The 24,876-nt window shown below is 62.5% G+C and carries 26 protein-coding genes; 11 read left to right on the top strand and 15 right to left on the bottom strand.

Annotated elements, in window-relative coordinates:
* Positions 1-48: 48 nt before the first annotated feature.
* The 8 genes from LOY50_RS17835 to LOY50_RS17800 all read right to left on the bottom strand — a co-directional run bounded on the left by LOY50_RS17835 (position 49) and on the right by LOY50_RS17800 (position 4,342).
* Complete coding sequence (locus tag LOY50_RS17835; protein WP_258688759.1) at positions 49-1,047, bottom strand: glutathione S-transferase family protein; 999 nt, start codon at positions 1,045-1,047, stop codon at positions 49-51.
* A gap of 88 nt (positions 1,048-1,135) precedes the next feature.
* The gene (locus LOY50_RS17830) at positions 1,136-2,137 is read right to left on the bottom strand and encodes a glycosyl transferase family protein (protein WP_258688758.1); all 1,002 of its coding nucleotides are present in this window, start codon (positions 2,135-2,137) and stop codon (positions 1,136-1,138) included.
* The gene (locus tag LOY50_RS17825; protein WP_253476205.1) at positions 2,134-2,469 is read right to left on the bottom strand and encodes a TusE/DsrC/DsvC family sulfur relay protein; all 336 of its coding nucleotides are present in this window, start codon (positions 2,467-2,469) and stop codon (positions 2,134-2,136) included. Before LOY50_RS17825 ends, LOY50_RS17830 begins: the two co-directional genes overlap by 4 nt.
* Positions 2,466-2,759 (bottom strand): sulfurtransferase complex subunit TusB, encoded by a 294-nt coding sequence (gene tusB / locus LOY50_RS17820; protein ID WP_003203312.1) that lies wholly within the window; start codon positions 2,757-2,759, stop codon positions 2,466-2,468. Before tusB ends, LOY50_RS17825 begins: the two co-directional genes overlap by 4 nt.
* Positions 2,759-3,121, bottom strand: coding sequence for a sulfurtransferase complex subunit TusC (tusC, locus tag LOY50_RS17815; RefSeq protein ID WP_014337699.1), 363 nt, complete (start codon positions 3,119-3,121; stop codon positions 2,759-2,761). Before tusC ends, tusB begins: the two co-directional genes overlap by 1 nt.
* Positions 3,121-3,513 carry a sulfurtransferase complex subunit TusD gene (gene tusD, locus LOY50_RS17810; protein ID WP_258688757.1) on the bottom strand — a complete coding sequence of 131 codons (393 nt, stop codon included), beginning with the start codon at positions 3,511-3,513 and terminating at the stop codon, positions 3,121-3,123. The genes tusC and tusD overlap by 1 nt, the downstream gene beginning before the upstream one ends.
* Positions 3,514-3,743: 230 nt before the next feature.
* Positions 3,744-4,079, bottom strand: a complete 336-nt coding sequence (locus tag LOY50_RS17805; RefSeq protein WP_258688756.1) for a DUF6388 family protein — start codon at positions 4,077-4,079, stop codon at positions 3,744-3,746.
* A gap of 2 nt (positions 4,080-4,081) precedes the next feature.
* Positions 4,082-4,342, bottom strand: coding sequence for a hypothetical protein (locus LOY50_RS17800; protein ID WP_014337702.1), 261 nt, complete (start codon positions 4,340-4,342; stop codon positions 4,082-4,084).
* A 142-nt stretch (positions 4,343-4,484) separates the two neighbouring features.
* On the opposite strand from LOY50_RS17800, the gene LOY50_RS17795 reads away from it, so the two are divergent.
* Complete coding sequence (locus LOY50_RS17795) at positions 4,485-4,835, top strand: hypothetical protein (RefSeq protein WP_013693699.1); 351 nt, start codon at positions 4,485-4,487, stop codon at positions 4,833-4,835.
* A 105-nt stretch (positions 4,836-4,940) separates the two neighbouring features.
* On the opposite strand, the gene LOY50_RS17790 is transcribed toward LOY50_RS17795, so the two are convergent.
* Entirely contained in the window at positions 4,941-5,372 is a 432-nt protein-coding gene (locus tag LOY50_RS17790; protein ID WP_258688755.1) for a GNAT family N-acetyltransferase, read from the bottom strand.
* A 164-nt stretch (positions 5,373-5,536) separates the two neighbouring features.
* On the opposite strand from LOY50_RS17790, the gene ggt reads away from it, so the two are divergent.
* The 4 genes from ggt (at position 5,537) to LOY50_RS17770 (ending at position 9,898) form a co-directional block, all read left to right on the top strand.
* Complete coding sequence (ggt, locus tag LOY50_RS17785) at positions 5,537-7,264, top strand: gamma-glutamyltransferase (protein ID WP_258688754.1); 1,728 nt, start codon at positions 5,537-5,539, stop codon at positions 7,262-7,264.
* Between the two features lie 40 nt (positions 7,265-7,304).
* Positions 7,305-7,838: a cysteine hydrolase family protein gene (locus LOY50_RS17780; protein WP_253476195.1), complete on the top strand. Its 534-nt coding sequence runs from the start codon at positions 7,305-7,307 to the stop codon at positions 7,836-7,838.
* Between the two features lie 172 nt (positions 7,839-8,010).
* Positions 8,011-9,231, top strand: coding sequence for a helix-turn-helix domain-containing protein (locus LOY50_RS17775; RefSeq protein ID WP_253476193.1), 1,221 nt, complete (start codon positions 8,011-8,013; stop codon positions 9,229-9,231).
* Positions 9,232-9,265: 34 nt separating this feature from the next.
* Complete coding sequence (locus LOY50_RS17770) at positions 9,266-9,898, top strand: DUF5074 domain-containing protein (RefSeq protein ID WP_024616063.1); 633 nt, start codon at positions 9,266-9,268, stop codon at positions 9,896-9,898.
* Positions 9,899-10,050: 152 nt separating this feature from the next.
* Here the strand turns inward: LOY50_RS17770 and LOY50_RS17765 are convergent, their stop codons facing one another.
* Positions 10,051-10,911: a CAP domain-containing protein gene (locus LOY50_RS17765; protein ID WP_258688753.1), complete on the bottom strand. Its 861-nt coding sequence runs from the start codon at positions 10,909-10,911 to the stop codon at positions 10,051-10,053.
* A 295-nt stretch (positions 10,912-11,206) separates the two neighbouring features.
* Complete coding sequence (locus tag LOY50_RS17760; protein WP_253476189.1) at positions 11,207-12,172, bottom strand: DMT family transporter; 966 nt, start codon at positions 12,170-12,172, stop codon at positions 11,207-11,209.
* A gap of 1,267 nt (positions 12,173-13,439) precedes the next feature.
* Here LOY50_RS17760 and LOY50_RS17755 point away from each other — a divergent pair.
* Together LOY50_RS17755 and LOY50_RS17750 are read left to right on the top strand one after the other, a co-directional pair.
* Positions 13,440-14,570, top strand: a complete 1,131-nt coding sequence (locus LOY50_RS17755) for a sensor histidine kinase (RefSeq protein ID WP_253476185.1) — start codon at positions 13,440-13,442, stop codon at positions 14,568-14,570.
* A gap of 96 nt (positions 14,571-14,666) precedes the next feature.
* Positions 14,667-15,758 (top strand): SMP-30/gluconolactonase/LRE family protein, encoded by a 1,092-nt coding sequence (locus tag LOY50_RS17750; protein ID WP_253476183.1) that lies wholly within the window; start codon positions 14,667-14,669, stop codon positions 15,756-15,758.
* Positions 15,759-15,970: 212 nt separating this feature from the next.
* Here the strand turns inward: LOY50_RS17750 and LOY50_RS17745 are convergent, their stop codons facing one another.
* Complete coding sequence (locus tag LOY50_RS17745; RefSeq protein WP_253476181.1) at positions 15,971-16,975, bottom strand: LacI family DNA-binding transcriptional regulator; 1,005 nt, start codon at positions 16,973-16,975, stop codon at positions 15,971-15,973.
* A 166-nt stretch (positions 16,976-17,141) separates the two neighbouring features.
* Between LOY50_RS17745 and LOY50_RS17740 the strand changes: the two genes are divergently transcribed.
* The 3 genes from LOY50_RS17740 to LOY50_RS17730 all read left to right on the top strand — a co-directional run bounded on the left by LOY50_RS17740 (position 17,142) and on the right by LOY50_RS17730 (position 20,891).
* Positions 17,142-18,317 carry a Gfo/Idh/MocA family protein gene (locus LOY50_RS17740; RefSeq protein WP_253476179.1) on the top strand — a complete coding sequence of 392 codons (1,176 nt, stop codon included), beginning with the start codon at positions 17,142-17,144 and terminating at the stop codon, positions 18,315-18,317.
* Complete coding sequence (locus tag LOY50_RS17735; RefSeq protein WP_258688750.1) at positions 18,314-19,393, top strand: sugar phosphate isomerase/epimerase; 1,080 nt, start codon at positions 18,314-18,316, stop codon at positions 19,391-19,393. Before LOY50_RS17740 ends, LOY50_RS17735 begins: the two co-directional genes overlap by 4 nt.
* 265 nt (positions 19,394-19,658) lie before the next feature.
* Entirely contained in the window at positions 19,659-20,891 is a 1,233-nt protein-coding gene (locus LOY50_RS17730) for a nucleoside permease (protein ID WP_258688748.1), read from the top strand.
* A gap of 24 nt (positions 20,892-20,915) precedes the next feature.
* Here LOY50_RS17730 and LOY50_RS17725 read toward each other — a convergent pair whose 3' ends face one another.
* Entirely contained in the window at positions 20,916-21,572 is a 657-nt protein-coding gene (locus LOY50_RS17725; RefSeq protein WP_253476173.1) for a polysaccharide lyase family 7 protein, read from the bottom strand.
* Positions 21,573-21,817: 245 nt separating this feature from the next.
* Between LOY50_RS17725 and LOY50_RS17720 the strand changes: the two genes are divergently transcribed.
* On the top strand, positions 21,818-22,153 hold the full coding sequence (locus tag LOY50_RS17720) for a hypothetical protein (RefSeq protein WP_100264074.1): 336 nt from the start codon (positions 21,818-21,820) through the stop codon (positions 22,151-22,153).
* A 167-nt stretch (positions 22,154-22,320) separates the two neighbouring features.
* Here the strand turns inward: LOY50_RS17720 and LOY50_RS17715 are convergent, their stop codons facing one another.
* Positions 22,321-24,084 (bottom strand): L-lactate permease, encoded by a 1,764-nt coding sequence (locus LOY50_RS17715; RefSeq protein ID WP_253476171.1) that lies wholly within the window; start codon positions 24,082-24,084, stop codon positions 22,321-22,323.
* 231 nt (positions 24,085-24,315) lie between these two features.
* The gene (locus LOY50_RS17710; protein ID WP_258688747.1) at positions 24,316-24,660 is read right to left on the bottom strand and encodes a DUF6124 family protein; all 345 of its coding nucleotides are present in this window, start codon (positions 24,658-24,660) and stop codon (positions 24,316-24,318) included.
* Between the last annotated feature and the right edge of the window lie 216 nt (positions 24,661-24,876).

Raw genomic sequence — 24,876 nt, 5'->3', positions numbered from 1 at the left:
CCCACGCTCCGCGTGGGAACGCCGCCCGGGACGCTCCGCGTTCCGCTCTCATCGGTGCTGCCAAATCCCTTTCCCACTCAACCTTCCCCGATCATGGGCGACCGTAAAGTCCTGCTTCGGCCCCTTGGGCACGATCCCATTCGGGTTGATGGTCTTGTGGCTGCCGTAGTAATGGCCCTGGATGTGGGCGAAATCCACGGTCTCGGCAATGCCTGGCCACTGGTACAACTCCCGCAGCCAGTTCGACAGGTTCGGATAATCGGCGATGCGCCGCAGGTTGCATTTGAAGTGGCCGAAGTACACCGCGTCGAAGCGGATGATCGTAGTGAATAGGCGAATATCCGCCTCGGTCAGGTATTCGCCAGCCAGGTAGCGGCGGGTTGCCAGTAACGCTTCCAGCCAATCCAGCTCGGCAAATAGCCGGTCGAAGGCTTCTTCATACGCTGTTTGGGTCGTGGCGAATCCGGCACGGTATACACCGTTGTTCACCGCCGGGTAGATCCGCTCGTTCAAGGCGTCGATATCGCGACGCAGGTGCTCGGGATACAGGTCCAGGTCGTTGCCGGTCAAGCCGTCGAAGGCACTGTTGAACATGCGGATGATTTCCGCCGATTCATTGTTGACGATGCGTTGTTGGCGTTTGTCCCACAGCACCGGCACGGTGACGCGGCCGGTGTAGTCCGCTGTGTCGGCGGTGTAGCGCTGATGCAGGAAGCTCAGGTTGTCGAGTTTGTCGCCTGTGGAGCCGTGGGCCTTGTCGAAGGTCCAGCCGTTTTCCAGCATCAGGTAGCTGACTACCGACACATCGATCAAGTCTTCCAGGCCCTTGAGCTTGCGCAAGATCAGCGTGCGGTGGGCCCAGGGGCAGGCCAGGGAGACATACAAATGGTAGCGTCCGGCCTCGGCGGCAAAACCGCTGTCGCCCGAGGGGCCGGCGCTGCCGTCGGCGGTCACCCAGTGGCGGCGTTGTGCCTGTTCGCGCTGGAAGGTGCCGTCCTTGCTTTCATACCACTGGTCCTGCCAGCGGCCCTCGACCAACAAACCCATCTGGATGTCCTCGCTCAATAGTCATTGGAGGCGAGTCTATTCCTATAGGTTCGAAGTAAAAGCGCAAAGGTTGGGCGCTAATGATCGGTTAAATCGAACGATCCCGGGCATCCCAATACTGCCGGGCTTTGTCGAACGCTTCTTCGCGAGCCAGGCCCAGGCCACGCAAGGCCAGGGCCATGGTGGCGATCAGCGCCAGTTGCGGGTAGCTGTCTTCGACGTCACCGCGCCAGATCGCTTTCAAGTGCTCGGGATCGAGGTTTTCCGGTTTGACGTGGCGCTGCTCGGCCAGTCGCGGCCATTCTTCGTCCCAGCTGACGCCGCCGGTGGTGCCGTACAGGTGGCTGTCGGCGTCCGGGTTGATCTCGATCTCGCCGCCGTCGCCCTTGATGACGATGGCGGTATCACCGAGCAAACCGCTGGCATCGCGGTGCACGGCCTGATAGCCCGGGTGGAAGATGCTTTGCAAGCCGCAACGGGCGGCCAGCGGGTTGAGGATGCGTGCCAGGGAGTGGATCGGCGAGCGCAGGCCCAGGGTGTTGCGCAGGTCGATCATCCGCTGCATCTGCGGCGCCCAGTCCACCAGCGGCATGAAGGCCAGGCCGCCGTTGTCCAGCGCGCTGCCGACCCGCTGCCAATCCCGGCACAGCGGAATCTGCAACAAGCCCAGCAATTGTTCGGTATAGAGCCGACCTGCCGTATGAGCGCCGCCGCCGTGCATGAAGATCCGCACGCCGTTCTGCCCAAGGCACTTGGCCGCCAGCAGGTACCACGGCAAATGGCGCTTCTTGCCGGCGTAGGTCGGCCAGTCGAGGTCCACCGCCAATGCCGGGACCACCAGGCGTTCACGCAGGGCCTCGGTGAAACCGGCCATCTCCTCGGCACTTTCTTCCTTGTGTCGCAGCAGCATCAGGAAGGCGCCAAGCTGGGTGTCCTCGACCTTTTCGTCGAGCACCAGGCCCATGGCCTCGCGAGCTTCTTCGCGGGTCAGGTTGCGGGCGCCGCGCTTGCCTTTGCCAAGGATGCGCACGAACTGGGCGAACGGGTGTTCGGCCGGGGTCTCAAGGGTCAGCGATGGGAAGTCGGTCATAAGCAATTCGTCGGTTTGGGCAGGCCCGCCAGCTTGGCGGCGAGTTTGGCGGGAGTGCCTTTGAACAATCGGTTCAGGTGCAGGCTGTTGCCTTTGTCCGCGCCCAGTTTCAGCGTCGTGTACTTGATCAGCGGCCGGGTCGCGGGGGAGAGCTGGAATTCGTCGTAGAAACCGCGCAGCAGTTCGAGGATTTCCCAGTGTTCGGGACTCAACTCGATGTCCTCAGCGGTGGCCAGGGCCGTGGCGACCTCGGCCGACCAGTCGTCAAGGTCGGCCAGGTAGCCGTCCTTGTCCAGCGCGATGGCGCGGTCGCCCACGTTCAGCGTCTTCATAGCCAGGTGTTGACCTTGTCGTGTTCGATCGACAGCTCGACGAAACCTGAGTAGTTGATGGCTTCGGCCCAGTCTGGCGTGTCCAGGGCGCGAGCCTGGAGGTCTTCGGCGAGCACGAACAGGTTCACACCGGCGGCCTGCAGCACTTCAAACGGTGGGCTGCCCGGTTGCAACGCGTACGTCGCGTCGCCGCACAGCAGCAGCGCATCCTGATTGCCCAGCACCCGCAGGCAACTGGCGAGGCGGTTATCGCCGAAGGGCGAATGAGACAACACATGCAAAGTCGACATCAGAGGGTGATCACCTGGTCGTAACGGTCAATGAGCGCGGCGATTTGCGGCGCGGTCAGTGCTTTCACGTCGCCCAGCGCCAGGGTATCGGTGGCGATACCTCGTTCGGCGGCGCTGTCGGCACAGAGGAACAGGTCCTCGACACCGAACATCGGCAACGCCTGCAGGTTGGCGCTCAGGTCTTTTTGCTGGACCGCCTTGGCGTTTTGGCCGGCCGTGAGCTGGAATACTCCGTCATCGAGAAACAGCAGGCCGATGGGCAGGTCGAACGCACCGCCGGCCAGGACGATGTCCAGCGCTTCCCGGGCACCGGGGCCGGACCATGGGGCCTGGCGGCTGATGAGCAATAAAGACTTGGCCATCACGCGCCTCCAAAGCAGATCAAACGGTCGGCGTCCTGGATCGCATCGTGCAACTGGCCCAGCCCGGACAAGGCCCAGGGCGCCTCGACGCTAACCGCCGAACGCTGGTAGCGCTGGGCCTCTTCCTCGTTCAACACCCCACGACGCAACGCCGCCGCGATGCAGACCACGCCGTCGAGCTGGTTGTCGCTGACAAAAGCACGCCACTGCTGGGGCAGGTCTTGTTCGTCCTGGGGCGTGACGACACTGGCGCAGGCGTTATAGACGCCGTCCTGATAGAAAAACAGCCGCACGATCTCATGCCCGCCCGCCAGCGCCGCCTGGGCAAATAGCAAGGCACGGCGCGAGGAGGGCGCATGGGCGGCGGAAAACAGCGCGATGGCGAACTTCATGACAGACCCGATCAGCAAAACTGCGGCCATGATAAAGCTTTATGGGCGGTGGGGCGATTGTGAGGAACGGGCAAGATCTTTGGAGGTTGACCCTGTGGCGAGGGAGCTTGCTCCCGCTGGGTCGCGCAGCGGCCCCAAAACCTGCCAAGGGAGTGTGTCAGGCGAACGACGGAGAATGAACGGGGGCTGCTTCGCAGCCCAGCGGGAGCAAGCTCCCTCGCCACAGGGGGTCAGTGCTTAACCTTTAGGCCATGCAACTCGCAATACTCCGCCCATTCCATCCCCGCCATATCCGCCACTTCCTTGTGCACCTCCAGGCGCTGGGCCTGGTAGTCCTGGGGCGAGGCGGCGGTCAGTTGCAGGGTCAGTTCCCAGGCAAACAGGCCCAGGCGCTCGGCCTCGGCTTCGAAGGCTTCATGCAACCGCTCGGCGCGGTACTGCGCGGCGGTCTCGCCCTTGGCCTGGGCCAGCAGCGGGTTGAGGTGGTCCAACTCGACGCGCAGCTCGGGGCGCTCGTCGAGGAATTTTTCCAGGGCTCGTTCGTGTTGCTGTTCGGTTGCCGCCATGGTCACTCCTTGGGGGATGCAGACTGCTTCTTGCTGGCCTTGGCCGCAGCCGCCAGGCATTCGAGGGCGAACTGTTCGGTGTAGGTCATCTGGATCGGCGTGGTTTCGCCCTTGACGGTACGTTCGCCGTCGAGGATGTAGCGAATCCGCTTGTCGGTGACGCCGATGCGCTTGGCGATCCAGGACGGTGTCTGGCCGATCTGGCTGATCAGTTTGTCGGCGTATTCGGCGGTGGGTTTGTAGAATTCGGCGTTGGGGGTCATGGGGTGTTCCGCGTGGCTGGTGGCAATGGCGCGACAGGGTGCGCGAATCGCAGGCCGATGTCCCGTGTAAATTTCAGTAAAGCAGCACGAAGGCCCGGGCCGCAGTGCTACAGTCCGTTTTTTTTCTTGATGAGTGAACGCAATGCGAATGTTGACCGTGGCCCTGGCCGCAACCTTGCTGGCCGGCTGCGCGGGTTCTGCGATGAACGAGGCCCGGACCCAGGCCCCTTACAAGACCCTGACCTCGGACAAACCCGAACAGGTCGTGGCCCAGTGCGTGCAATTCTCCTGGCAGGACGAAGCGGTGTTCGGTGTCGATGCCGGCGCCTACCTGCAACCGGGCAAGAAGGGCGGCTCGACGGTCTACACCCGCTCTGCCGAATCGTTTGTCGATTTGCATGCCGGTGCGACAGGCACCGAGTTGAGTTATTACGCCAAGCATGACGACTTCGTGGCCAAGCGCCGGTTGGCGGCGTTGGCGACGTGTCTTTAAGCCAATAGACCGAGGTGCCTGCCATCGCGAGCAAGCTCGCTCCCACACTGGTCCGGGGGTGGCCGAAAGATTGCCATCTACCGCAACCCCCACAGGGGCTGGTTTTTAGTCAGAGGGCGTCAGGCGTTTCTGGAAGAAGAAGTGCTGGTGGCCTGGCGGGTAGTCGTCGATCTGGCCGATTTCCGTGAAGCCGTGTTTGCGGTAGAACTCCGGCGCCTGGAAGTCGAAGGTGTCCAGCCAGATGCCCACGCAGTTTTTCTCCCGGGCCAGTTCTTCGGCCATCTGCATCAGGGTCGAGCCTGTGCCCTGGCCCCGGGCCTGTTCCGGCACCACCAGCAGCTCGATATACAGCCAGCGGAAAAACACCCGGCCATAGAGTCCTCCGACAATTTCGTCCTGTTCGTCCCGCACCAGCCACGCGACCAGTTCAGGTACCGTCCCGCCGGTCTTGGCCGTGTTATAGGCGCGTAGCGGGGCGATGATGGCTTGGCGTTCTTCGTCGGTGGGCGTGTCCGTGCGTTCGATTCGTAGCGTCATCGGCGATGTCCTTATGCAGTCAAGATGAACCGCAGGAGCCTATCGCAAAGGCTACCGTGGCGTCACCCGGTCGACGGGGAAACAGGCGCATTACGCAAACCGGGCCATACTAGCTAGTTGCTTGATGCGATCCCCGACTTTTTAAAACAAGAAGAGGCCGACTCATGAAGTTCGAATCCTTTGCCCGGACCCTCGTTGCCACCACCCTGACCCTCAGCTGTTTGTATGCCCAGGCCGCCTCCCAGGCGCCAGTGGCCGCCGAGAACGGCATGGTGGTCACCGCCCAGCACCTGGCGACCCACGTGGGTGTCGATGTGCTCAAGAACGGCGGCAATGCCGTGGATGCGGCGGTGGCGGTGGGGTATGCCCTGGCGGTGGTGTATCCGGCGGCGGGTAATCTGGGCGGGGGTGGGTTCATGACCCTGCAACTGGCCGATGGCCGCAAGACGTTCCTGGATTTCCGCGAAAAGGCCCCCCTGGCCGCCACCGCCAACATGTACCTGGACAAGGACGGCAACGTCGTGCCCGAACTCAGTACTCGCGGCCATCTGGCGGTAGGCGTGCCTGGTACCGTGTCCGGCATGGAGTTGGCGCTGAAGAAGTACGGCAGTAAACCGCGGGCGGAACTGATCGCTCCGGCGATCAAGTTCGCCGACGAAGGTTTCACCCTGGAGCAGGGCGATGTCGATCTGCTGGAAACTGCCACCGATGTGTTCAAGAAGGACATGCGTGACTCCGGGGCGATTTTCCTGCACAACGGCGAGCCCATGCAGGTCGGCCAGAAACTGGTGCAAAAAGACCTCGCCAAGACCCTGCGGGAAATCTCCGCCAAGGGCGCCGACGGCTTCTACAAGGGCTGGGTCGCCGATGCCCTGGTCACCTCCAGCCAGGCCAACAAAGGCATCATCACCCAGGCCGACCTGGACAAGTACAAGACCCGCGAACTGGCTCCGGTGGAGTGCGACTACCGCGGCTATCACATCATCTCGGCGCCGCCGCCCAGTTCCGGCGGGGTGGTGCTGTGCCAGATCATGAACATCCTCGACGGTTATCCGATGAAGGACCTGGGGTTCCATTCGGCCCAGGGCATGCACTATCAGATCGAAGCCATGCGCCACGCCTACGTGGACCGCAACAGTTACCTGGGTGACCCGGACTTCGTGAAGAACCCCATCGACCATCTGCTGGATAAAAACTACGCCGCCAAACTGCGGGCCGCGATCGAACCGCAAAAGGCCGGCGACTCGCAGAAGATCAAGCCCGGCGTGGCGCCCCATGAGGGCAGCAACACCACCCATTACTCCATTGTCGACAAGTGGGGCAATGCTGTTTCGGTCACCTACACCCTGAACGACTGGTTCGGTGCCGGTGTCATGGCGAGCAAGACCGGGGTGATTCTCAACGATGAAATGGACGACTTCACCGCCAAGGTCGGCGTGCCCAACATGTACGGCCTGGTGCAGGGCGAAGCCAACGCCATCGCGCCGGGCAAGGCGCCGCTGTCGTCCATGAGCCCGACCATTGTCACCAAGGACGGCAAGACGGTCATGGTGGTGGGTACCCCGGGCGGCAGCCGGATCATCACCGCGACGTTGCTGACTATCCTCAATGTGATCGACTACGGCATGAACCTCCAGGAGGCGGTCGACGCACCGCGTTTCCACCAGCAGTGGATGCCGGAGGAAACCAACCTGGAGACCTTTGCGGCCAGCCCGGATACCCGCAAGCTGCTGGAGAGCTGGGGGCACAAGTTTGCCGGCCCGCAGGACCCCAACCACATTGCCGCGATCCTGGTCGGTGCGCCGTCGTTGGGCGGCAAGCCGGTGGGCAAGAACCGCTTCTATGGCGCCAACGACCCCCGTCGCAACACTGGGTTGTCGCTGGGGTATTGAGTCATCGCGCGGCTCCGATATCGTTTGAAGAGGGAAGGTCATGAACACCGCATTGCTGATCATCGATGTCCAGAACGCGCTGTGCTCAGGCGAAGAGGAATGCTTCGACAGCCAGCGCATCATCCGGACCATCAACGAGCTGGCGGCCAAAAGCCGGGCCCTGGGCTTGACGGTGATCCTGATCCAGCACGAAGAGTTGGAAGGTTCGCTGACGTATGGTTCTGCCGCCTGGCAACTGGCCGCCGACCTGTTGACCGCTGCCGATGACCTGCGGGTGCGCAAGACCACCCCCGATGCCTTCTACCAGACCGACCTGCAACCGTTGTTGCAGGCCCGAGGCATCGACCGCCTGGTGATCTGCGGGCTGCAAACCGACTATTGCGTCAACGCCACCGTGCGCCAGGCCCATGCCCTGGGGTACGACGTGGTTCTGGCGGCCGATGCCCACTCCACGGTGGACAACGGCAGCATGGCCGCCGAGCAGATCATCGCCAATCACAACAACCGATTGGGACGGCTGAGTAGTGCGGTATCGCGGATCGATGTGGTGGCGGCGGCTGACATTCGCTTGTAGCCGATACCCATTGCTTGGATTGGGCTGTAGGAGCTGGCGAAGCCTGCGATCTTTTGATCTTATCTTTCGCTCTCGACTCAATGAGCGCTGGAAAGATCGCAGCCTCGTTACACTCGTCAGCTCCTACAGCGTCCAGCGGGAGCAAGTTCCCTCGCCACAAAGGTCATCGTTCATGGATCACGAGATCACCACGGCAGCGCGCGCACTGGCAGCGGGCGACCCTGTCGCTGCGCTCAGTCGCGTAGCGCTGCGCAACGATGCCCCGGCCCTCGCGCTTCGCGGCATTGCCATGGCGCAGTTGGGGGATCTGGTTCGGGCCAGGGCCCTGATGCGTCGGGCGGGCGCGGCCTTCGGGCCCAAGGAGGCCGTGGCACGGGCGCGCTGTGTGGTCGCCGAAGGCGAAATCGCCCTGGCGTCCCGTGACCTGGCTTGGCCGATGAAGCGCCTCGCCGCCGCGCGGGCGGTGCTTGAAACCCACGGCGACCGGGCGAACGTTGCGCATGCCCACACGATCGAAATCCGTCGGCTGCTGTTGATCGGTCGGCTCGACGCGGCCGAACGCAGGCTCGTTGACCTGGAGCTTGCCTGCCTGCCCTTGGCATCACGGGCGGCTTGCGAGTTAGTGGCTGCGGGAATCGCCATGCGGCGCCTGCAAACACAGGCCGCCCACGCCGCCCTCGATCGGGCCGGGCAAGCCGCAGGGCAAGCGGGAATCGGCGCGCTGAGCGCCGAAATTGAAAGCGCCTGGCGGCTACTGCGCACCCCCGCCGCGCGGCTGATCGCCCGAGGCGAAGAGCGCTTGCTCCTGCTGGAAGAGGTGCAAGCGCTGTTGGCCGGGCCGGCGTTGGTGGTGGACGCGTGCCGCTACGGGATCAGCGGTGCCGGCATTCAGGTCAGCCTTGCCCGGCGTCCGGTATTGTTCGCCCTGGCGCGAGGGCTGGCGCAAGCCTGGCCTGGCGATGTGTCGAGGGAAACGCTCATGACCCAGGCCTTCGGCTTGAAACTGACGGATGAATCCCATCGCGCCCGGCTGCGGGTCGAGATGGGGCGGTTGCGTGCCACGCTTCGTCCGTTGGCTGGCGTGAGGGCAACCCAGCGCGGTTTTACCCTGATGCCGCGATATGCCGATGAGGTTGTGGTGCTGGCGCGAGTGGTCGAGGAGCCCTATGGAGCGGTGCTGGCATTGCTGGCCGACGGTGAGGCCTGGTCCAGTTCAGCCCTGGCGCTGGCCCTGGACATCAGTCAGCGTAGCGTGCAGCGGGCCTTGGAAACGCTGGCCGCCGCCGGTAAGGCGCAGTCGTTCGGGCGCGCCAGGGCCCGTCGCTGGCTGGCGCCACCGATGCCTGGATTCGCGACGGTATTGTTACTCACTGCGCTGCCATCGGAGGATTAGGCTGCAGTCACACACCACTGATGAGGCGAGTGAGATGAAACGTTCAGAGGCACAGATCCTGCGTGAATACGGTCCTTTCCCGGGCGTCGATTGCGTGCACGGCGTGAGCCATGACGGCGAGCGCGTCTGGTTCGCTTCAGGCGACAAGCTGCATGCCCTCGATCCCGCCAGCGGCCAGACCGTGCATTCGCTCGATGTCCCGGCGAATGCGGGCACGGCGTTCGACGGTGAGCACTTATTCCAGATCGCCGGCGACAGCATCCGCAAGATTGATCCACGCACCGGTCAGGTATTGGCGACGATTCCGGCCCCCAACAGCGGTGATGATTCCGGCCTGGCGTGGGCCGAAGGATCGCTCTGGGTCGGTCAGTACAAGGCGCGCAAGATACTGCAGATCGATCCCGCCGATGGAAGGGTCCTGCGCACCATTGAATCCAACCGCTTTGTCACGGGCGTGACCTGGGTCGACGGAGAGCTTTGGCACGGCACCTGGGAAAACGACGAGAGCGACCTGCGGCGTATCGATCCGCAAACGGCACAAGTGCTGGAAAGCGTGACGATGCCGCCTGGGATCGGTGTGTCGGGGCTGGAGTCCGACGGGGCTGACCGGTTTTTCTGTGGCGGCGGTGGCAGTGGCAAGGTGAGGGCGGTGCGTCGGCCGGCGTGAGCGTTGGCGGATTCGCCGTAGCCCTGGTGGCGAGGGAGCTTGCTCCCGCTCGACCGCGAAGCGGTCGCCAATGCCTTGGGCCTGCTTCGCAGTCCAACGGGAGCAAGCTCCCTCGCCACAACAGCGGATGGCTCAGCGCTGGGAATGGTGTTTCACGGCGCGCCAAGCACCATCGTCCAGTACACCCCCGCATCACTGCGCGAATCGCTGGCGGAAGCTGCGCCCATCTGGGTGAACATCGGGTTCATCAGGTTGGCGCAGTGCCCCGGGCTGGCCAGCCAGTCTTGCATGGCCTGGCTCGGCGAGCGTTGACCGGCGGCGATGTTCTCGCCCAGTTTATGCCCGCGAAAGCCGGCGCTCTTGGCGCGATCGGAAGAGGAGCGACCGTCCGGGTCGCGATGGGCGAAATAATTCTCGCGGGCCATCGACCGGCTGTGGCCTTGGGCGGCGGTTCCCAACGCGGCGTTCCAGCTCAGCGGCCGGGCCGCCGCGAAGCGCTGGCGCCCGCACATCCGCGGCCTGGCCCTGGCGGCGTTGACCTGGGCCAGCAGCGACTTGTCCGTCGCCCCCGCGTCGTTTATCCGCGTGCCAGCCATGGGCTGCGCGAGCACCACACGCCATTCATCACCGACCCGATTGACGCCGATGTCGGCGTATTGGTTGTCCAGCAGCGCTGTGCAATGTTCATCGGCCAACATGTCGAAGGCTTCTTCGGCGTCCCGCGCATCGGTCAGGCGGATGCTGCGCACGGCCCGGGCTTGATAGCCGGCGTCTTTCAAGGTTTCCCGCAGGCCACCACGAAAGCCCATCGGCAAGCCCAGGTTCGAACGCAGCACCAGCGGCGGCGTGGCACGCACCGTGCGCCATTCACAGCGGCGTGATTGGCTACGGAAATCGTTGATGGCGTCCACCAGCTGCCTTTCGCCGCGGGCGTGGGCAGGGCTGGCAAATAAGGGAAACAGGGCAAGCAAGCACAGCGAAACGAAACGGCAAGAGCGAACAGGGTGGCGCATGGGGCGAACGGCTCAAGAGGGGGAGTTGCCATAGCGCCAGGCTTGGCGCCGATCAGCTGGAAACCCCGTCGCTGCAGATCGGCGGGGTTTTCACGGCTGGGGTAGGACTGTCGGTTTGGAAACAAGTTTCCGAGGACGAAGACTATCTACGAACTGGCACAACACCATTGTGGCGAGGGAGCTTGCTCCCGCTGGCCTGCGAAGCAGGCCCAACGCATTTGCGACCGCTTCGCGCTGGAGCGCCAGCCCGGTCGAGCGGGAGCAAGCTCCCTCGTCACAACGGTGTTCAGTCGGTTCAATTCGCCGCTTCGGCCACAGGCGCCTTGACCCGCTCAACCTTGCGATAGGTCAGCAGCACGATGCCCGTCACCACAATCGCGCCACCCATCACCTGGCCCGGGTTGAGCATTTGGTCCAGCACCAGCCAGCCGATCAGCAGCGTGGCCAGCGGTTCGATGTTCATCACCGGGGCGTTGCGCGGCATGTCCAGGCGGGGCACGGAAATGAACAGCACAGTGAACCCGGTGCCGTAGAGCACCACCAGGGTCGCCAGGGCGAACCAGCCGGTGCTGCTGGCTGGCAGGTCGAAACCACCGGGCAGGGCGCCGGTCAGGCCAGCGAGGTTGACGCTGCTGAACACGATGAAGATCGTCAGCAGGCTGCGGACCGAGCCGCGCACCTGGGACAACTTGTGATCGGTGATCCACAGTGCGCAGGCAAAGGCGCAAGCAGCGCAAAAGGCCAGGCCCACCCCCAGCAGCCATTGCGGGCCGACGCCTTGCCCGGACGATAACCGCGCCGGCACTTCCAGCACGAACACCAGGCCCACCAGGATCATGCCCATTAACGCGGCGGTACGCGCCGTCGGACGTGGCCCGCCCAGGGCCCAGGTCAGCAAGGCCAGCAGGATTGGAAACACGTTGCCCACCAGCAACGCCAATGCCACTGGCACCCGGGCCACGGCGGAGTACAGGCACAGGCTCTGGGCGCCGATCAACAGCCCCAACGTCAATTGCCAACGCCACGCACCGGGCGGCAAGCGCAGGCTCTGTCGTTGCCAGAGCACCATCGCAGCCAGCACCAGCAGCGTCCCGCCCGAGCGCAGCAAGATCGCCAGCAGCACACCGGCACCGTCGTCGAACGCGGCCCGCGCGGCGACGTGGTTGCCGGCGAAGGCACAGCCCATGCACAGCAGGACGAGCACCGCGAGGTGGCGGGGTAGCGGCGTGGGGGTGTCAGGTGCAGCGATGGGGCGGGTCATGGCAGGTGTCTCGAAGGCGACCGCCAAGGCAAAAAGGCCCCGGATCGGTTGGTTTTTGTTATAGGTTGTCGTATGACTTTAAGATTTTTACCTCGTGGAGTGCAAGGGACAGGGTGCGCAGGCCTGTGGGTTCTGGTGCATGGGGGTGGTCGCCTCGGTGTTTACTTGCTTTGGTGTGTATATCCGTTATTTCGGTAACGGCTGCTTATGGTTCCGCTCTTACAGCGGCTCACTTTTGAAGCGCGCAAAAGTAAGCAAAACGCTTATGCCCCACCACTCGGCACCTCGCTTAGGCTCGGTGTGCCCTCACTCCGGCATTGCTCCGTGGGCCGCCGCGAAGGGCCATCCATGGCCCAGCGCGGCTACCTCGGCATCCATGCCGAGGTGCCCACTACGCAATACCTGCGTTCAGCCATCGTGGTTAACGGGGCGCCGAGATCAACGTCCACCGCGAGGCGGCCTAACAGCCGACCTGGTTCTGGGTGGAGACCGCGTTTCCCCTGTGGGAGCGGGCTTGCTCGCGAAGGCGGAGGGTCAGTTTGCGGTGATGTTGGATGGGCCGGCCTCATCGCGAGCAAGCTCGCTCCCACAGGTGATTCTGGGTGTCCATGAGTCTTGTGTTCACTGCAGGCCATTGTGGGAGCGAGCTTGCTCGCGATGGCGGTGTCACAGTCGATGAAGAGGTTGGATGTGCCGGCCTCATCGCGAGCAAGCTCGCTCCCACAGGGAATTCTGGGTGTCCATGAGTCTTGTGTTCACCGCAGGCCATTGTGGGAGCGGGCTTGCTCGCGATGGCGGTGGTTCAGCTACATAGATGCTGGACGTGTCGCGCTCTTGCTTTGCTTTGCTTTGCTTTGCTTTGCTTTGCTTTGCTTTGCTTTGCTTTGGATTTTGATCTCGACGCCCCGTTAAACCACGCTGGCCGAACGCAGGCATTGCGCAGTGGGCATCCCGGCATGGATGCCGGGATAGCCGCGCTGGGCCATGGATGGCCCTTCGCGGCGGCCCACGGAGCAATGCCTTCGTTCGGGCACACCGAGCCTAGGCGAGGTGCCGAGTGGTGGGGCAGAGCGCTTTTGGTTACTTTTGGCGCTCTTCCAAAAGTGACCCGCTGTAAGAGCGGAACCGCCAGTAGCCGTTACCGAAATAACGGATATACACACCAAATAAAAATGAACAGCATTACGCACATCGCCCAGTGCTTTGCTGTACAACAATCAGGCCGCTGTGTCGTTCACAGCATTGCCCTTCTTGCGGAAAAACCCCCATGCGCCTGGCCGATTTCATCCTCGACAATATCGAGCCGATTCTTCAGGCGTGGGAAGACTTCGCCAAAACCATCACCCCCGCGTCCATTGACATGGATTCCGTGGCCCTGCGCGACCATGCCGAGCAGATGCTGCGCACCATCGCCGCTGACCTGCGCACCTCGCAAACGCGCAAGGAGGCGATTGCCAAGTCCCACGGCGAGGCTCCGCCGGCTGATGCCGAAACCGCCGCCGAAATCCATGCGGTCATCCGTCAGTCCTCGGGTTTCACCGTGGAACAAATGGTTTCCGAATATCGGGCTTTGCGCACCAGCGTGCTCATGCTCTGGATGCCGCATACGCAGTTGGATCACAAGCAGGTCATGGACGATCTGATTCGATTCAACGAAGCCGTGGACCAGGCCTTGGCCGAGTCCGTCGTCAGTTACTCGGGGGCGGTGGATGCGTCGCGCAATATCTTCCTCGGGATTCTCGGGCATGACCTGCGCAGCCCTTTGGGCGCGATCCTGCTGAGTTCCGAAGTGCTGCTGCGGGCGGGGGACCTGCCCGCCAAGGCCACCAAGATCACGTCGCGCATCTACACCAGCGTCAAGCGGGCCAACAAAATCGTCGGCGATCTACTGGATTTCACCCGCACCCAACTTGGCTCGGGTATTCCGGTGCAGCGTTTCAACGGCGATCTGGTGGCCGCCTGCGAAGGCATGGTGGAGGAGGCGCGGGCCTATCACCCGGAAAGCGAAATCCGCTTTGAAACGACCGGTGCCCTGGAGGCGCTGTTTGATCCGGCCCGCATGGAGCAGGTATTCGCCAACCTGATTGGCAACGCCGTCCAGCATGGTGCCGAAGGCACGCCGGTGACTGTTTCGTTGAGCGTGGAAAAGGATATGGCCGTGATCGCGATCAACAACCAGGGCAAGCCTATCGAGAAAGAGGCCATTGCCAACATCTTCAACCCAATGGTCCGAAATCTGTGCAGCGGTGAAATGCAGTACGGTTCCACGGCTGGGCTCGGACTTGGTCTGCACATCGCTTCGGCGATCGTATCGGCCCATCAGGGCACCATCAAGGTCCACTCGCAGGCGCAAGTCGGCACGACCTTTACCGTTCGTATACCGCTGAACCCGGCCTGATCGACTGTCTGCAAGAGCAGGCTCATATACTTGTACGATGTCTTATCACGTAGTAAAACAGTCGTCCCGTCCAATAATAATTAACGGAGACGCACGATGGATGCTTCGCAATCTGCAACCGCCGCCGATCAGGGCCGCCGGGTATTCCTGAAAAAATCCCTGGTGGTCTCGGCCGCTGCCGCCGCCCTTGGCAACCTGCCCGGGCTCGCCCAGGCCGAGCCCTTGAGCCAGCGTTACCCAGACCCGCTGATCAATATCCTTGACCCCAGCTTCATGGACTTGCGCATCTTCAACGCCAGCGTGGAGAAACTCGCCAGCGGCCTGCGTTGGGCAGAAGGGCCGGTGTGGGTCGGTGACGGTCGTTACCTGCTGGTCAGCGACATTCCCAACAACCGCATCGTGCGCTGGGATGAAATTACCGGTGGCCTGTCGGTCTACCGCGAGAATTCCAACTTCTCCAACGGCATGTGCCGCGATCGCCAGGGGCGGTTGCTGGTGTGCGAAGGCTCTACCACCGCCAGCGAAGGCCGACGCATCACCCGCACCGAGCACAACGGCACGATCACCGTGCTGGCGGACAGTTTCGAAGGCAAGCCGCTGAACTCGCCCAACGACATCGTGTGCAAGCGCGATGGCTCGGTCTGGTTCACCGACCCACCGTTCCAGACCGGCAACAACTACGAGGGGCACAAAGTCACGCCTGTCCAGCCCCATGCGGTGTATCGCATCGACGGCGAAACGGGCAAGGTCACCCGGGTCATCGACGATCTGGCGGGGCCGAACGGGCTGTGTTTTTCCCCGGATGAGAAAATCCTCTACGTGGTCGAAGGCCGGGCCAAGCCCAACCGCTTGATCTGGGCGATCACGGTCAAGGATGACGGCACGCTGGGTGAGCGGCGCAAACACATCGAAGGCCTGGATTACGCGGCGATCGACGGAATCAAATGCGATGAAAGCGGCAACCTCTGGTGCGGTTGGGGCGGCAATGGCGACCCCAAGGCCGACCTGGAGAAACTCGACGGCGTGCGGGTGTTCAACCCTGAAGGCAAGGCCATCGGGCACATCTCCCTGCCGGAACGCTGCCCCAACGTTTGCTTCGGCGGGAGGGAAGGCAATCGGTTGTTCATGGCTGGCAGCCACTCGCTGTATTCGCTGTTTGTGAATACACGGGGGGCGACGTTTGCCTGAGTGAATCACTCATGCTCGGTGGATGAATGGATTTTGTGGCGAGGGAGCTTGCTCCCGCTGGGCTCTGTAGGAGCTGGCGAAGCCTGCGATCTTTTGATTTTGATCTTTCGCTTGAGACTCAAGTGTCTTGGGAAAGATCGCAGCCTCGTTGCACTCGACAGCTCCTACAGGCGCGACCCAGCGGGAGCAAGCTCCCTCGCCACGGGTTCCACTCACTGTCTGGTTCTAGGAGCCGTACTGCCACGCACCGTCAACTCAAACGGCAACACCACATGCCGTTCGGCAATCGGCTTCTTCTCGATCAGAGCAATCAGCATCTGCACCGCTTTTTCCCCAAAGACTTCGGCAGGCTGTGAAATGGTGGTCAGGGGCGGGTCGCAATAGGCGGCGAACGGGATGTCGTCAAACCCCACCAGGGAAATATCCTCGGGCACCCGCAGGCCCATTTGCTTGATGCGCCTGAGCGCGCCGATGGCCATCTCGTCGTTTTCACAGAACAGCGCGCTGGGCCGGTCGGCCAGCGCCAGCATCGCGCCGGCCCCGTCATCACCGGCCTTCAACGTGAAGTCGCCATGGCAGATCAGGCTTGGGTCGACGGCGATATCGGCCTGGTTCAGGGCATCCTGGTAACCGGCCACGCGGTCCAGGGTCAAGGGGCTGCTGCGTGGCCCCTTGATGATGCCGATGCGGCGATGGCCGAGGCCGATCAGGTGCTCGGTCATGGCCTGGGCGGCGGCGCGGTTGTCGAGGCTGATGGTCGGGTAGGGGGCGTGCTTGACCACTTCGCAGGCGTTGACCAACGGCAGGCTTTCGGCGCCTGCGGGCATCGATTCGAAAGGATCGCTGGCACGCAACTGAATCACCCCGTCGGCCTGGTGGGCGTAGACCAGCGCGGCAAATTCCCGCTCGATCTGCGCGCGGCCCTGGGTGTCGCACAGCAGCAATCGATAACCCGCCGCCTGCGCGGCCTGCTGCGCGCCGCTGATGACCCGGGCGAAAAACGTATTGGCGATGGTCGGCACCAGGATCACCAGGTTGCCGGTGCGCCGGGAGCGAAATTGCACCGCCATCAGGTTGGGCCGATAGCCGGCCTGTTCCACCGCCGCGTTGACCTTGTCCCGCGTTTCGGGAAGCACCCGCTCGGGCGATTTCAGGGTTCTGGACACCGTGGCCACCGAAACACCGGCCAGCCGGGCCACTTCACGAATGTTGGACAAAATCACCTCGGGGGCAGGGGCTACGGTTGGGGAGCTTACCGCAGGTTGGGCGCCTCACAAATGTTCATGCGTAACCTCGTGGGGTTTGACACGCAGGAAAACTGAGCCTAGATTTCCGCCATGATGTAACCGGTTACATCATCATCCTGACAGGAAGACAATCGCGATGAATCCTGTAGCACCGAAAATAAGAATGGGCTTCGTCGGCGGTGGAGAGGGCGCGTTCATCGGCCAGGCCCATCGTCAGGCCGCGGGCCTGGACGGCAGTTTCGAACTGGTCTGCGGCGCATTCAGCCGCGACCCTCGCAACACTCGGCAGACCGGCGCGGTCCTGGGCCTGGCCGGGTCCCGTTGCTACCACGACTGGCAGCAGATGCTCGACACCGAAGCGCTGCTACCGCTTGATCAACGCATGGAACTGCTGGTGATCGTCACGCCCAATCATCTTCATGCGCCCATTGCCAGCCAGGCCTTGAAAGCCGGTTTCCATGTGTTCAGCGAGAAACCCGCTGCGCTGGACCTCAACGAGTTGCTCGCCCTCAGGGAGGTGCTGCAAGGCAGCCGTTGCCTCTACGGCCTGGCCCACACCTACCTGGGCTATCCCATGGTTTGGCAGGCGCGGGAGATGGTGCGTTCGGGCGAGATCGGCCAGGTGCGTAAAGTGCTGGTCGAGTACCCCCAAGGCTGGCTCAGCCAGGATGTCGCCGCCCAGGGCAATAAACAGGCCGAGTGGCGCGACGACCCCGGGCAGTCCGGCCTGGGCGGTTGCATCGGCGACATCGGCACCCACGCGTTTTCCCTCGCCGAGTTCGTCGCAGACCAGCCTATCCAACAGCTATGCGCCGTCTTGGGTACGCACATCCCGGGCCGACAATTGGATGACGACGCCGCGATGCTGTTCAAGATGGCGGGCGGTGCCAGCGGCGTGTTGATCGCGAGCCAGGTCTGCACCGGCGAAGAGAACCCGCTGAAGATTCGCGTCTACGGTGACAAGGGCGCCTTGGAGTGGCGCCAGGAAGAACCGGCGAGCCTGATCCATCGCGCCGTTGACCAACCTCTGCGCATCTTGCGTAGCGGCGTCGGCCAGCCGTGGCTGTGCGCGGCGGCCACCCAGCGTATGCGCCTGCCGGCCGGGCATCCCGAGGGCTACCTGGAGGCCATGGCCAACCTCTACGGCGATTTCGCCCAGGCCATTCGCAGCCATGTCGAAGGCCCCGACGCCCCCGGAGTACCCGGCATCGAGACCGGCTTGCGGGGCATGGCGTTCATTGAGGCCGCCATCCTCAACCACCGTGGCGAGACGAAGTGGACCGCCGTGCAAACCGGAGCATCCCTGTTGTGAATACCCTCGACAAGACACCGAGCGGCCTGCGTGGCCCAGGCATTTTCCTGGCGCAATTCATGTCCGCCGAAGCGCCGTTCGACACCCTGGCCAACATCGCCCAGTGGGCCGCTTCGCAAGGCTACAAGGCCATTCAACTGCCAACGTCGGGCACGCAGTACATCGACTTGGCCCGGGCCGCCGAGAGCCAGGATTATTGCGATGAACTCAAGGCCACCTGCGCCCAGGCCGGTGTCGAGATCAGCGAGTTATCGACGCACCTGCAAGGCCAGTTGGTGGCGGTGCACCCGGCGTTCGACGCGCTGTTCGACGACTTCGCCCCGGCCCATCTGCGCGGCCAGCCCCAGGCGCGCACCGAGTGGTCGATCGAGCAACTCAAGCTGGCCGCCCGCGCCAGCCAGCGGCTGGGTCTCAAGGCCCATGCGACGTTTTCCGGCGCGCTGCTGTGGCCGTATCTCTATCCCTGGCCGCAGCGCCCGGCGGGCCTGGTGGAGCAGGGGTTCGCCGAACTGGCCCGGCGCTGGTTGCCGATTCTCGACTGCTTCGACGCGGCGGGGGTGGACCTGTGCTACGAGATCCACTCCGGCGAAGACCTCCACGACGGGGCCTCGTTCGAGCGCTTCCTGGAGGCCGTCGATCACCACCCACGGGCGGCGATCCTCTACGACCCCAGCCATCTGCTGCTGCAACAGATGGACTACCTGGGTTTCATCGATCGCTACCACGCGCGCATCCGCATGTTCCACGTCAAGGACGCCGAATTCCGCCCCGATGCTCGTTCCGGGGTGTACGGCGGTTACCAGGGCTGGGTCGATCGGCCCGGGCGGTTCCGTTCGTTGGGCGATGGCCAGATCGATTTCAAATCGATCTTCAGCAAACTGACCCAATACGATTTCAGCGGTTGGGCGGTCCTGGAGTGGGAGTGCTGCCTGAAGGATTCGCAACAGGGTGCGGCAGAAGGCGCTGCGTTTATCCAGCGGCACATGATCAGCAAGACTGGCAAGGCGTTCGATGACTTCGCCAGCGTCACGGCGGATGAGGATTCCAATCGGCGGTTGTTGGGCCTTTTGAGGTAGCCCGCGCAACACAAAGCCCCTGTGGCGAGGGAGCTTGCTCCCGCTGGGCCTGTAGGAGCTGTCGAGCGAAGCGAGGCTGCGATCTTTCCCGGATACATGAGCCTTAAGCGAAAGATCAAAAGATCGCAGCCTTCGGCAGCTCCTACAGCGCAGCCGAGCGGGAGCAAGCTCCCTCGCCACAAAAGCAGGCAGCCCACAAAGCAGGCCACAAAAGCGGCGCAAGGTTTTTCATTTTCACAAGAACAACAATAAAACGGTGACTGTCATGACCACGATGAACGCACGCCTCAGCGTGATGATGTTCCTGCAGTTTTTTATCTGGGGTGGCTGGTTCGTCACCCTGGGGACATTTCTCTCCAGCACGCTGGGCGCCAGCGGCGGGCAGATCGGCATGGCGTTTTCCACTCAGTCGTGGGGGGCGATCATTGCGCCGTTTGTCATCGGCCTGATCGCCGACCGCTACTTCAATGCCGAACGGATCCTGGCGGTGTTGCACCTGCTGGGCGCGGTGTTGCTGTATCAGTTGTATTCGGCGGCGGATTTCAGCGTGTTCTACCCGTATGTACTGGCGTACATGGTGGTCTACATGCCGACGCTGGCCCTGGTCAATTCCGTGGCGTTCCGGCAAATGCGCGACCCGGCGCTGGAGTTCTCGCGCATCCGGGTGTGGGGCACGATTGGCTGGATCGTCGCGGGCGTGGTGATCAGTTTTGTGTTCGCCTGGGATTCGCGTGAAGCGATCTCGGCAGGCGGCTTGCGCAATACGTTCCTGATGGCGGCCGTCGCTTCCCTGGTCCTGGGGCTCTACAGCTTCACGCTGCCGGCCACGGCGCCGCTCCAGGAGCAGGCGAGCGGTGGTGGCATCAAGCAGCTGTTGGGCTTGGATGCATTGGGGCTGTTGAAGGACCGCAGCTACCTGGTGTTCTTCATCGCCTCGATCCTGATCTGCATTCCCTTGGCCTTTTATTACCAGAATGCCAACCCGTTCCTGGCCGAAACCGGCATGACCAACCCAACGGCGAAGATGGCCATCGGGCAGGTCTCGGAAGTGTTGTTCATGCTGCTGTTGCCGCTGTTCATCCAGCGCTTCGGCATCAAGCTGGCGCTGTTGGTGGGCATGTTGGCGTGGGCGCTGCGCTACCTGTTGTTCGCCTACGGCAATAACAGCGACCTGGCGTTCATGCTGTTTACCGGCATTGCCCTGCACGGCATCTGCTACGACTTCTTTTTTGTCTCGGGGCAGATCTACACCGATGCCAAGGCGCCGAAGCATTTGCGCAGTTCGGCCCAGGGCCTGATTACCCTGGCGACCTATGGCGTGGGGATGTTGATCGGTTTCTGGGTGGCGGGGCAGGTGACCGATCACTTTGTCCTGGAGGGCGGCCACGATTGGAAAAGCATCTGGCTGTTCCCGGCCGGTTTCGCGTTGGTGGTGTTCGCCTGTTTCCTGTTTTCCTTCAGCGGCCGGCAGGTGGTTAACGCGCCATCAAAGGCCTGAAGCAGAAGAGAGGCTGGGCGTCAGTCATTGATGGCTCACGTCCAGCTTGGTGTAGGTCACTTTTCCGCCTTCGTTGGAATAGCCGACGTTGTCCAGGGTGTAGACGCCGGCTTTGAAATAGAAATTGTAGCCGTACCAGGACGGGTCGAGCTTCACTTGCTTGCCGAGGTTGTTGATCAGGACCGTGAGCTTGCCCTGTTTGTCCATCTGCAAGGAGTAGGTGAAGACTTTGTTCAAGGCCACGTTCGGCACGGTGAAGATCACCGGGCTTTTCGGGTCCTTGGGTTTGACCCGGTATTCGACGTCCAGGTTACCGCTGCCCTTGGCAAAGCGGTATACCAGCTTCAGCAAGGGGGCGGGGGCATCCTTGGCATGGATCTGCGCGACAACCACACGACCGGCGGAAGGTACCTGGTTCACGGCCAGGGTGCCTTTGAGGGTGTTGACGCCGCTGTTGTAACGCCAGTTGCGCAATTTGCCGTCTTTCGAGGTTTCCCGCAGCTCGGAGCGTGGGTACTCGCTTTTGCCGGTATGAGAACCGGTCACCGGCGCCCAGAACACGATTTTGTCCCCGGTGTTGGTGAAGTACTGGTTGCGCAGCGTTGGAACGGCCTTGGTCGCAACGGTCAAGGCGGGTGTCTGTACAGGAAGCGTGATGTTCCAGACGGTCAGGTCGATCATGGTTACAAGCTCTGGCGGGCTGGCGCTCGTACGCATTCAGCCGGGGTGTGCGCGAGCCGTCCATGGCGCTGTTTTCAGCGTATCGACAGGGAATTGTTCCGCTGGAGGGACATCTGACGGATGGCTCTGGGGTGAGCCTGACAGGCGGTTTGCGGATTGCGGGGATAATGTCAATTTGTTGCTGATCGGTTAGAGTACGCGCCGCCCGAGAGACGGATCCCGGGCGTTTTCTCATGGAGTATTCAATGAACCACATCAGCAAAGTTGTCGCCTGCGCAGTGTTCGGCCTGGCCCTGGCGGGTTGCACCGGCACCCCGATGAAAACCCAGCAATACGACAGCAGCCAATACACCGTTGTCGGCCACAGCGAAGCCAAGGCCACCGGCCTGCTGCTGTTCGGCGTGATCCCGATTCGCCAGAACAACCGTTTCGTGCGTGCCCAGGACGCGGCAATCAAGGCCAAGGGCGGCGACGCCATGATCAACACCCAAGTCCAGGAAAACTGGTTCTGGGCCTGGGTCCTGACCGGCTACACCACCTCGGTGTCCGGTGATGTGGTCAAGCTGAAAAACGTTCAGTAACACCCTGCTTTAAAGGTAGGGCGCCAATCGGTTTTGAAGGTGTTCACCTGTGGCGAGGGAGCTTGCTCCCGCTGGGGCGCGCAGCGGCCCCGTTTTTTGCGGTCGCTGCGCAACCGAGCGGGAGCAAGCTCCCTCGCCACAAAAGCACATCCTCACGTCCCTATCTATCAATGTCCGCCGACGACCATATGCGTGAACGGCGCCACATACGCCTGCAACGTCACCAGCCCGCCCACCAGAATCGCCAGCACCACCGAGTGGAAAAACACGTAGCGCAGGATCTCGCCTTCGTGACCGTACCAACGGGTGGCGGTGGAGGCGACCACGATCGACTGGGCGTCGACCATCTTGCCCATGACCCCGCCGGAACTGTTGGCCGCAGCCATCAACACCGGGCTCAGGCCCAACTGCTCGGATGTGACTCGTTGCAAGCCGCCAAACAATACGTTGGACGCCGTGTCCGAACCGGTCAGCGCCACGCCGAGCCAGCCCAGCAAGGTGCCGAACATAGGGTAGAAAATGCCGGTGGCGGCGAAGGCCAGGCCCATGGTCGCGTCCAGGCCTGAGTAGCGCGTGAGAAATCCCAGGGCCAACATCGCCACGATGGTAATCAGCGAGTAGCGCACCACCCAGAGCGTTCGCACGTAGTGGTGCAGCAGTTGCGGGATGGAATAGCCCATCAGCAAGCCACCGAGAATCGCCGCCAGGAAAATGCCGCTGCCAGTGGCGGTGAACCAGTTGAACTTGTAGACCGCTTCCTCGGTTTTAGGCTGGGGCACCACGGGCGGGACTTTCTCGATCTGCTGGTGGATGGTGCCGAAGGTCACCAGGGGCGAGAAGATCGGGTTGGCCTCACGCATCGGTTTGCCTTGGGGATCAAGCTTGGCCGATTGGGTCTGCGGGTCCAGCGCCGGGCGGGTATCGAACAGGTTCTTGAAACCCTGGGTGCCCCAGGCGAACACGAAGACCGTAAGGATGATCCATGGCATCCAGGCCCGTAGCACAGCCGGTTGCGCATCACTGGAAAAGGTGCCGCTGGCCTGCGGTTTTTCATCTTCGCTGGCGTCGATTTTCGAATCATCGACCCGTCCCGACAACGCTGCGGACGTATGCACCGTGGCCGGTTTCCAGACCTTGAGAAAAGCGGTGAGGCAGGCCATGGAAATCAGCGCGGCAATCACATCCACCAGCATCGGCCCGTGGTAGTTCGACACCAGGAACTGCGGGACGGCGAAGCTGACACCGGCCACCAGAATCGCCGGCCAGATTTCCAGCATCTTGCGCCACCCGGCAAACGCCCAGATCAACCAGAACGGCACGATCACCGAAAAAAACGGTAACTGCCGACCGACCATCATCGACAACTCCATTTCATCCAGCCCGGTAACCTTGGCCAGGGTGATGATCGGCGTGCCCAGGGCGCCGAACGCCACGGGCGCGGTGTTGGCGATCAGCGCCAGGCCCGAGGCGGCCAAGGGGGAGAAGCCCAGCCCGATCAGGATCGCCCCGGTCACCGCCACCGGCGTGCCGAAACCCGCGGCGCCCTCGAAGAACGCACCGAAGCAAAAGGCGATCAGCAGCAATTGCAGGCGCCGGTCGTCGGTGATGCGTGCGAGGGAATCCTGCAAGACCTTGAACGAGCCGTTCTCGGTGGTCAGCCGGTGCAGAAAGATGATGTTGAGGACAATCCAGCCAATGGGCAGCAGCCCGTTGGCCGCGCCATAAAGTGCCGCCGAACCGGCCATGCCGGCGGGCATGCCGAAGGCGAAGATCGCGATCAGCAAGGCCGAGGCCAAGGCCATCAACGCCGCCAGGTGCGCCTTGACATGAAAGAACGCCAGGGACGCCAGCATCACCACCACCGGAACCGCCGCCAGGAGCGTCGACAGCACTGCATTACCGAAGGGATCGTAGACTTGTTGCCAGACCATGTTCCACCTCTGCTTTTTATTGTTGGAAGTGCAGGCCCCGGGGGGATTGGCAAAGAAGTATAGGCGGGGATTGGGGAGCGGGATTGGGACCTTATGGTCCTGGTTATTAGTGTGGGAGCGAGCTTGCTCGCGATAGCGGTGGGTCAGTTGCGTGATGATTGACTGAAGCACCGCTATCGCGAGCAAGCTCGCTCCCACATTTTTGACTGTGTTCCTGCTCAGGGGGATGCGCTATGTCGACGGGCGTGCTTCGACGTTATCCAGCGCGCGGTTCGCCAGCAATGCGCCCAGCTCGATCAGTTGCTGGATACCCAGGATAATGTGGCGCCTGGGACCTCCCTGGTCGAACGCCAGGTCACTGACCATGGCATTGGCCGAGGCCAGGGTTTCGCTGAGGTTGGCGAGCAGGGTTTCGGTGTCGACGCCATGGGCGACGGTGAAGAGTTGGCCTGGATCGGCCTCGGGTTTGTTGGGTTTGGGCTTGAGGTAGTGATCGAGGATGCGGTCGGCGGCTTTGTCGAACGCTTTTGAGTTGGCTGGATCGGTGTCCGGTGGGTTGGGTGTTGGTTTGAACATGGTTGAATCTCCAAATCGAAAAATGGAGCCATCACTCTCGCTACCAAACGAAGGGTGGCGGCCATACGCGGGTTGGTAGACCGGTGACTTGGAGAACCGGCGCGTCCGAAGACGCCCTGCGCATGACCGCCATAAAACAGTTCCGAAATGGACTGTATGACAAGGGCTATGCGACAAGTCAAAAGCCGGGCTACCAAACCCGATCGCTGATTCAAT

The sequence above is a fragment of the Pseudomonas sp. B21-010 genome, assembly GCF_024749325.1.
GTDB classification, from domain to species: Bacteria; Pseudomonadota; Gammaproteobacteria; order Pseudomonadales; family Pseudomonadaceae; genus Aquipseudomonas; species Aquipseudomonas kilonensis.
Note: the sequence above shows the minus strand (reverse complement) of the source record. Positions and strands in the feature narration are given on the sequence as shown.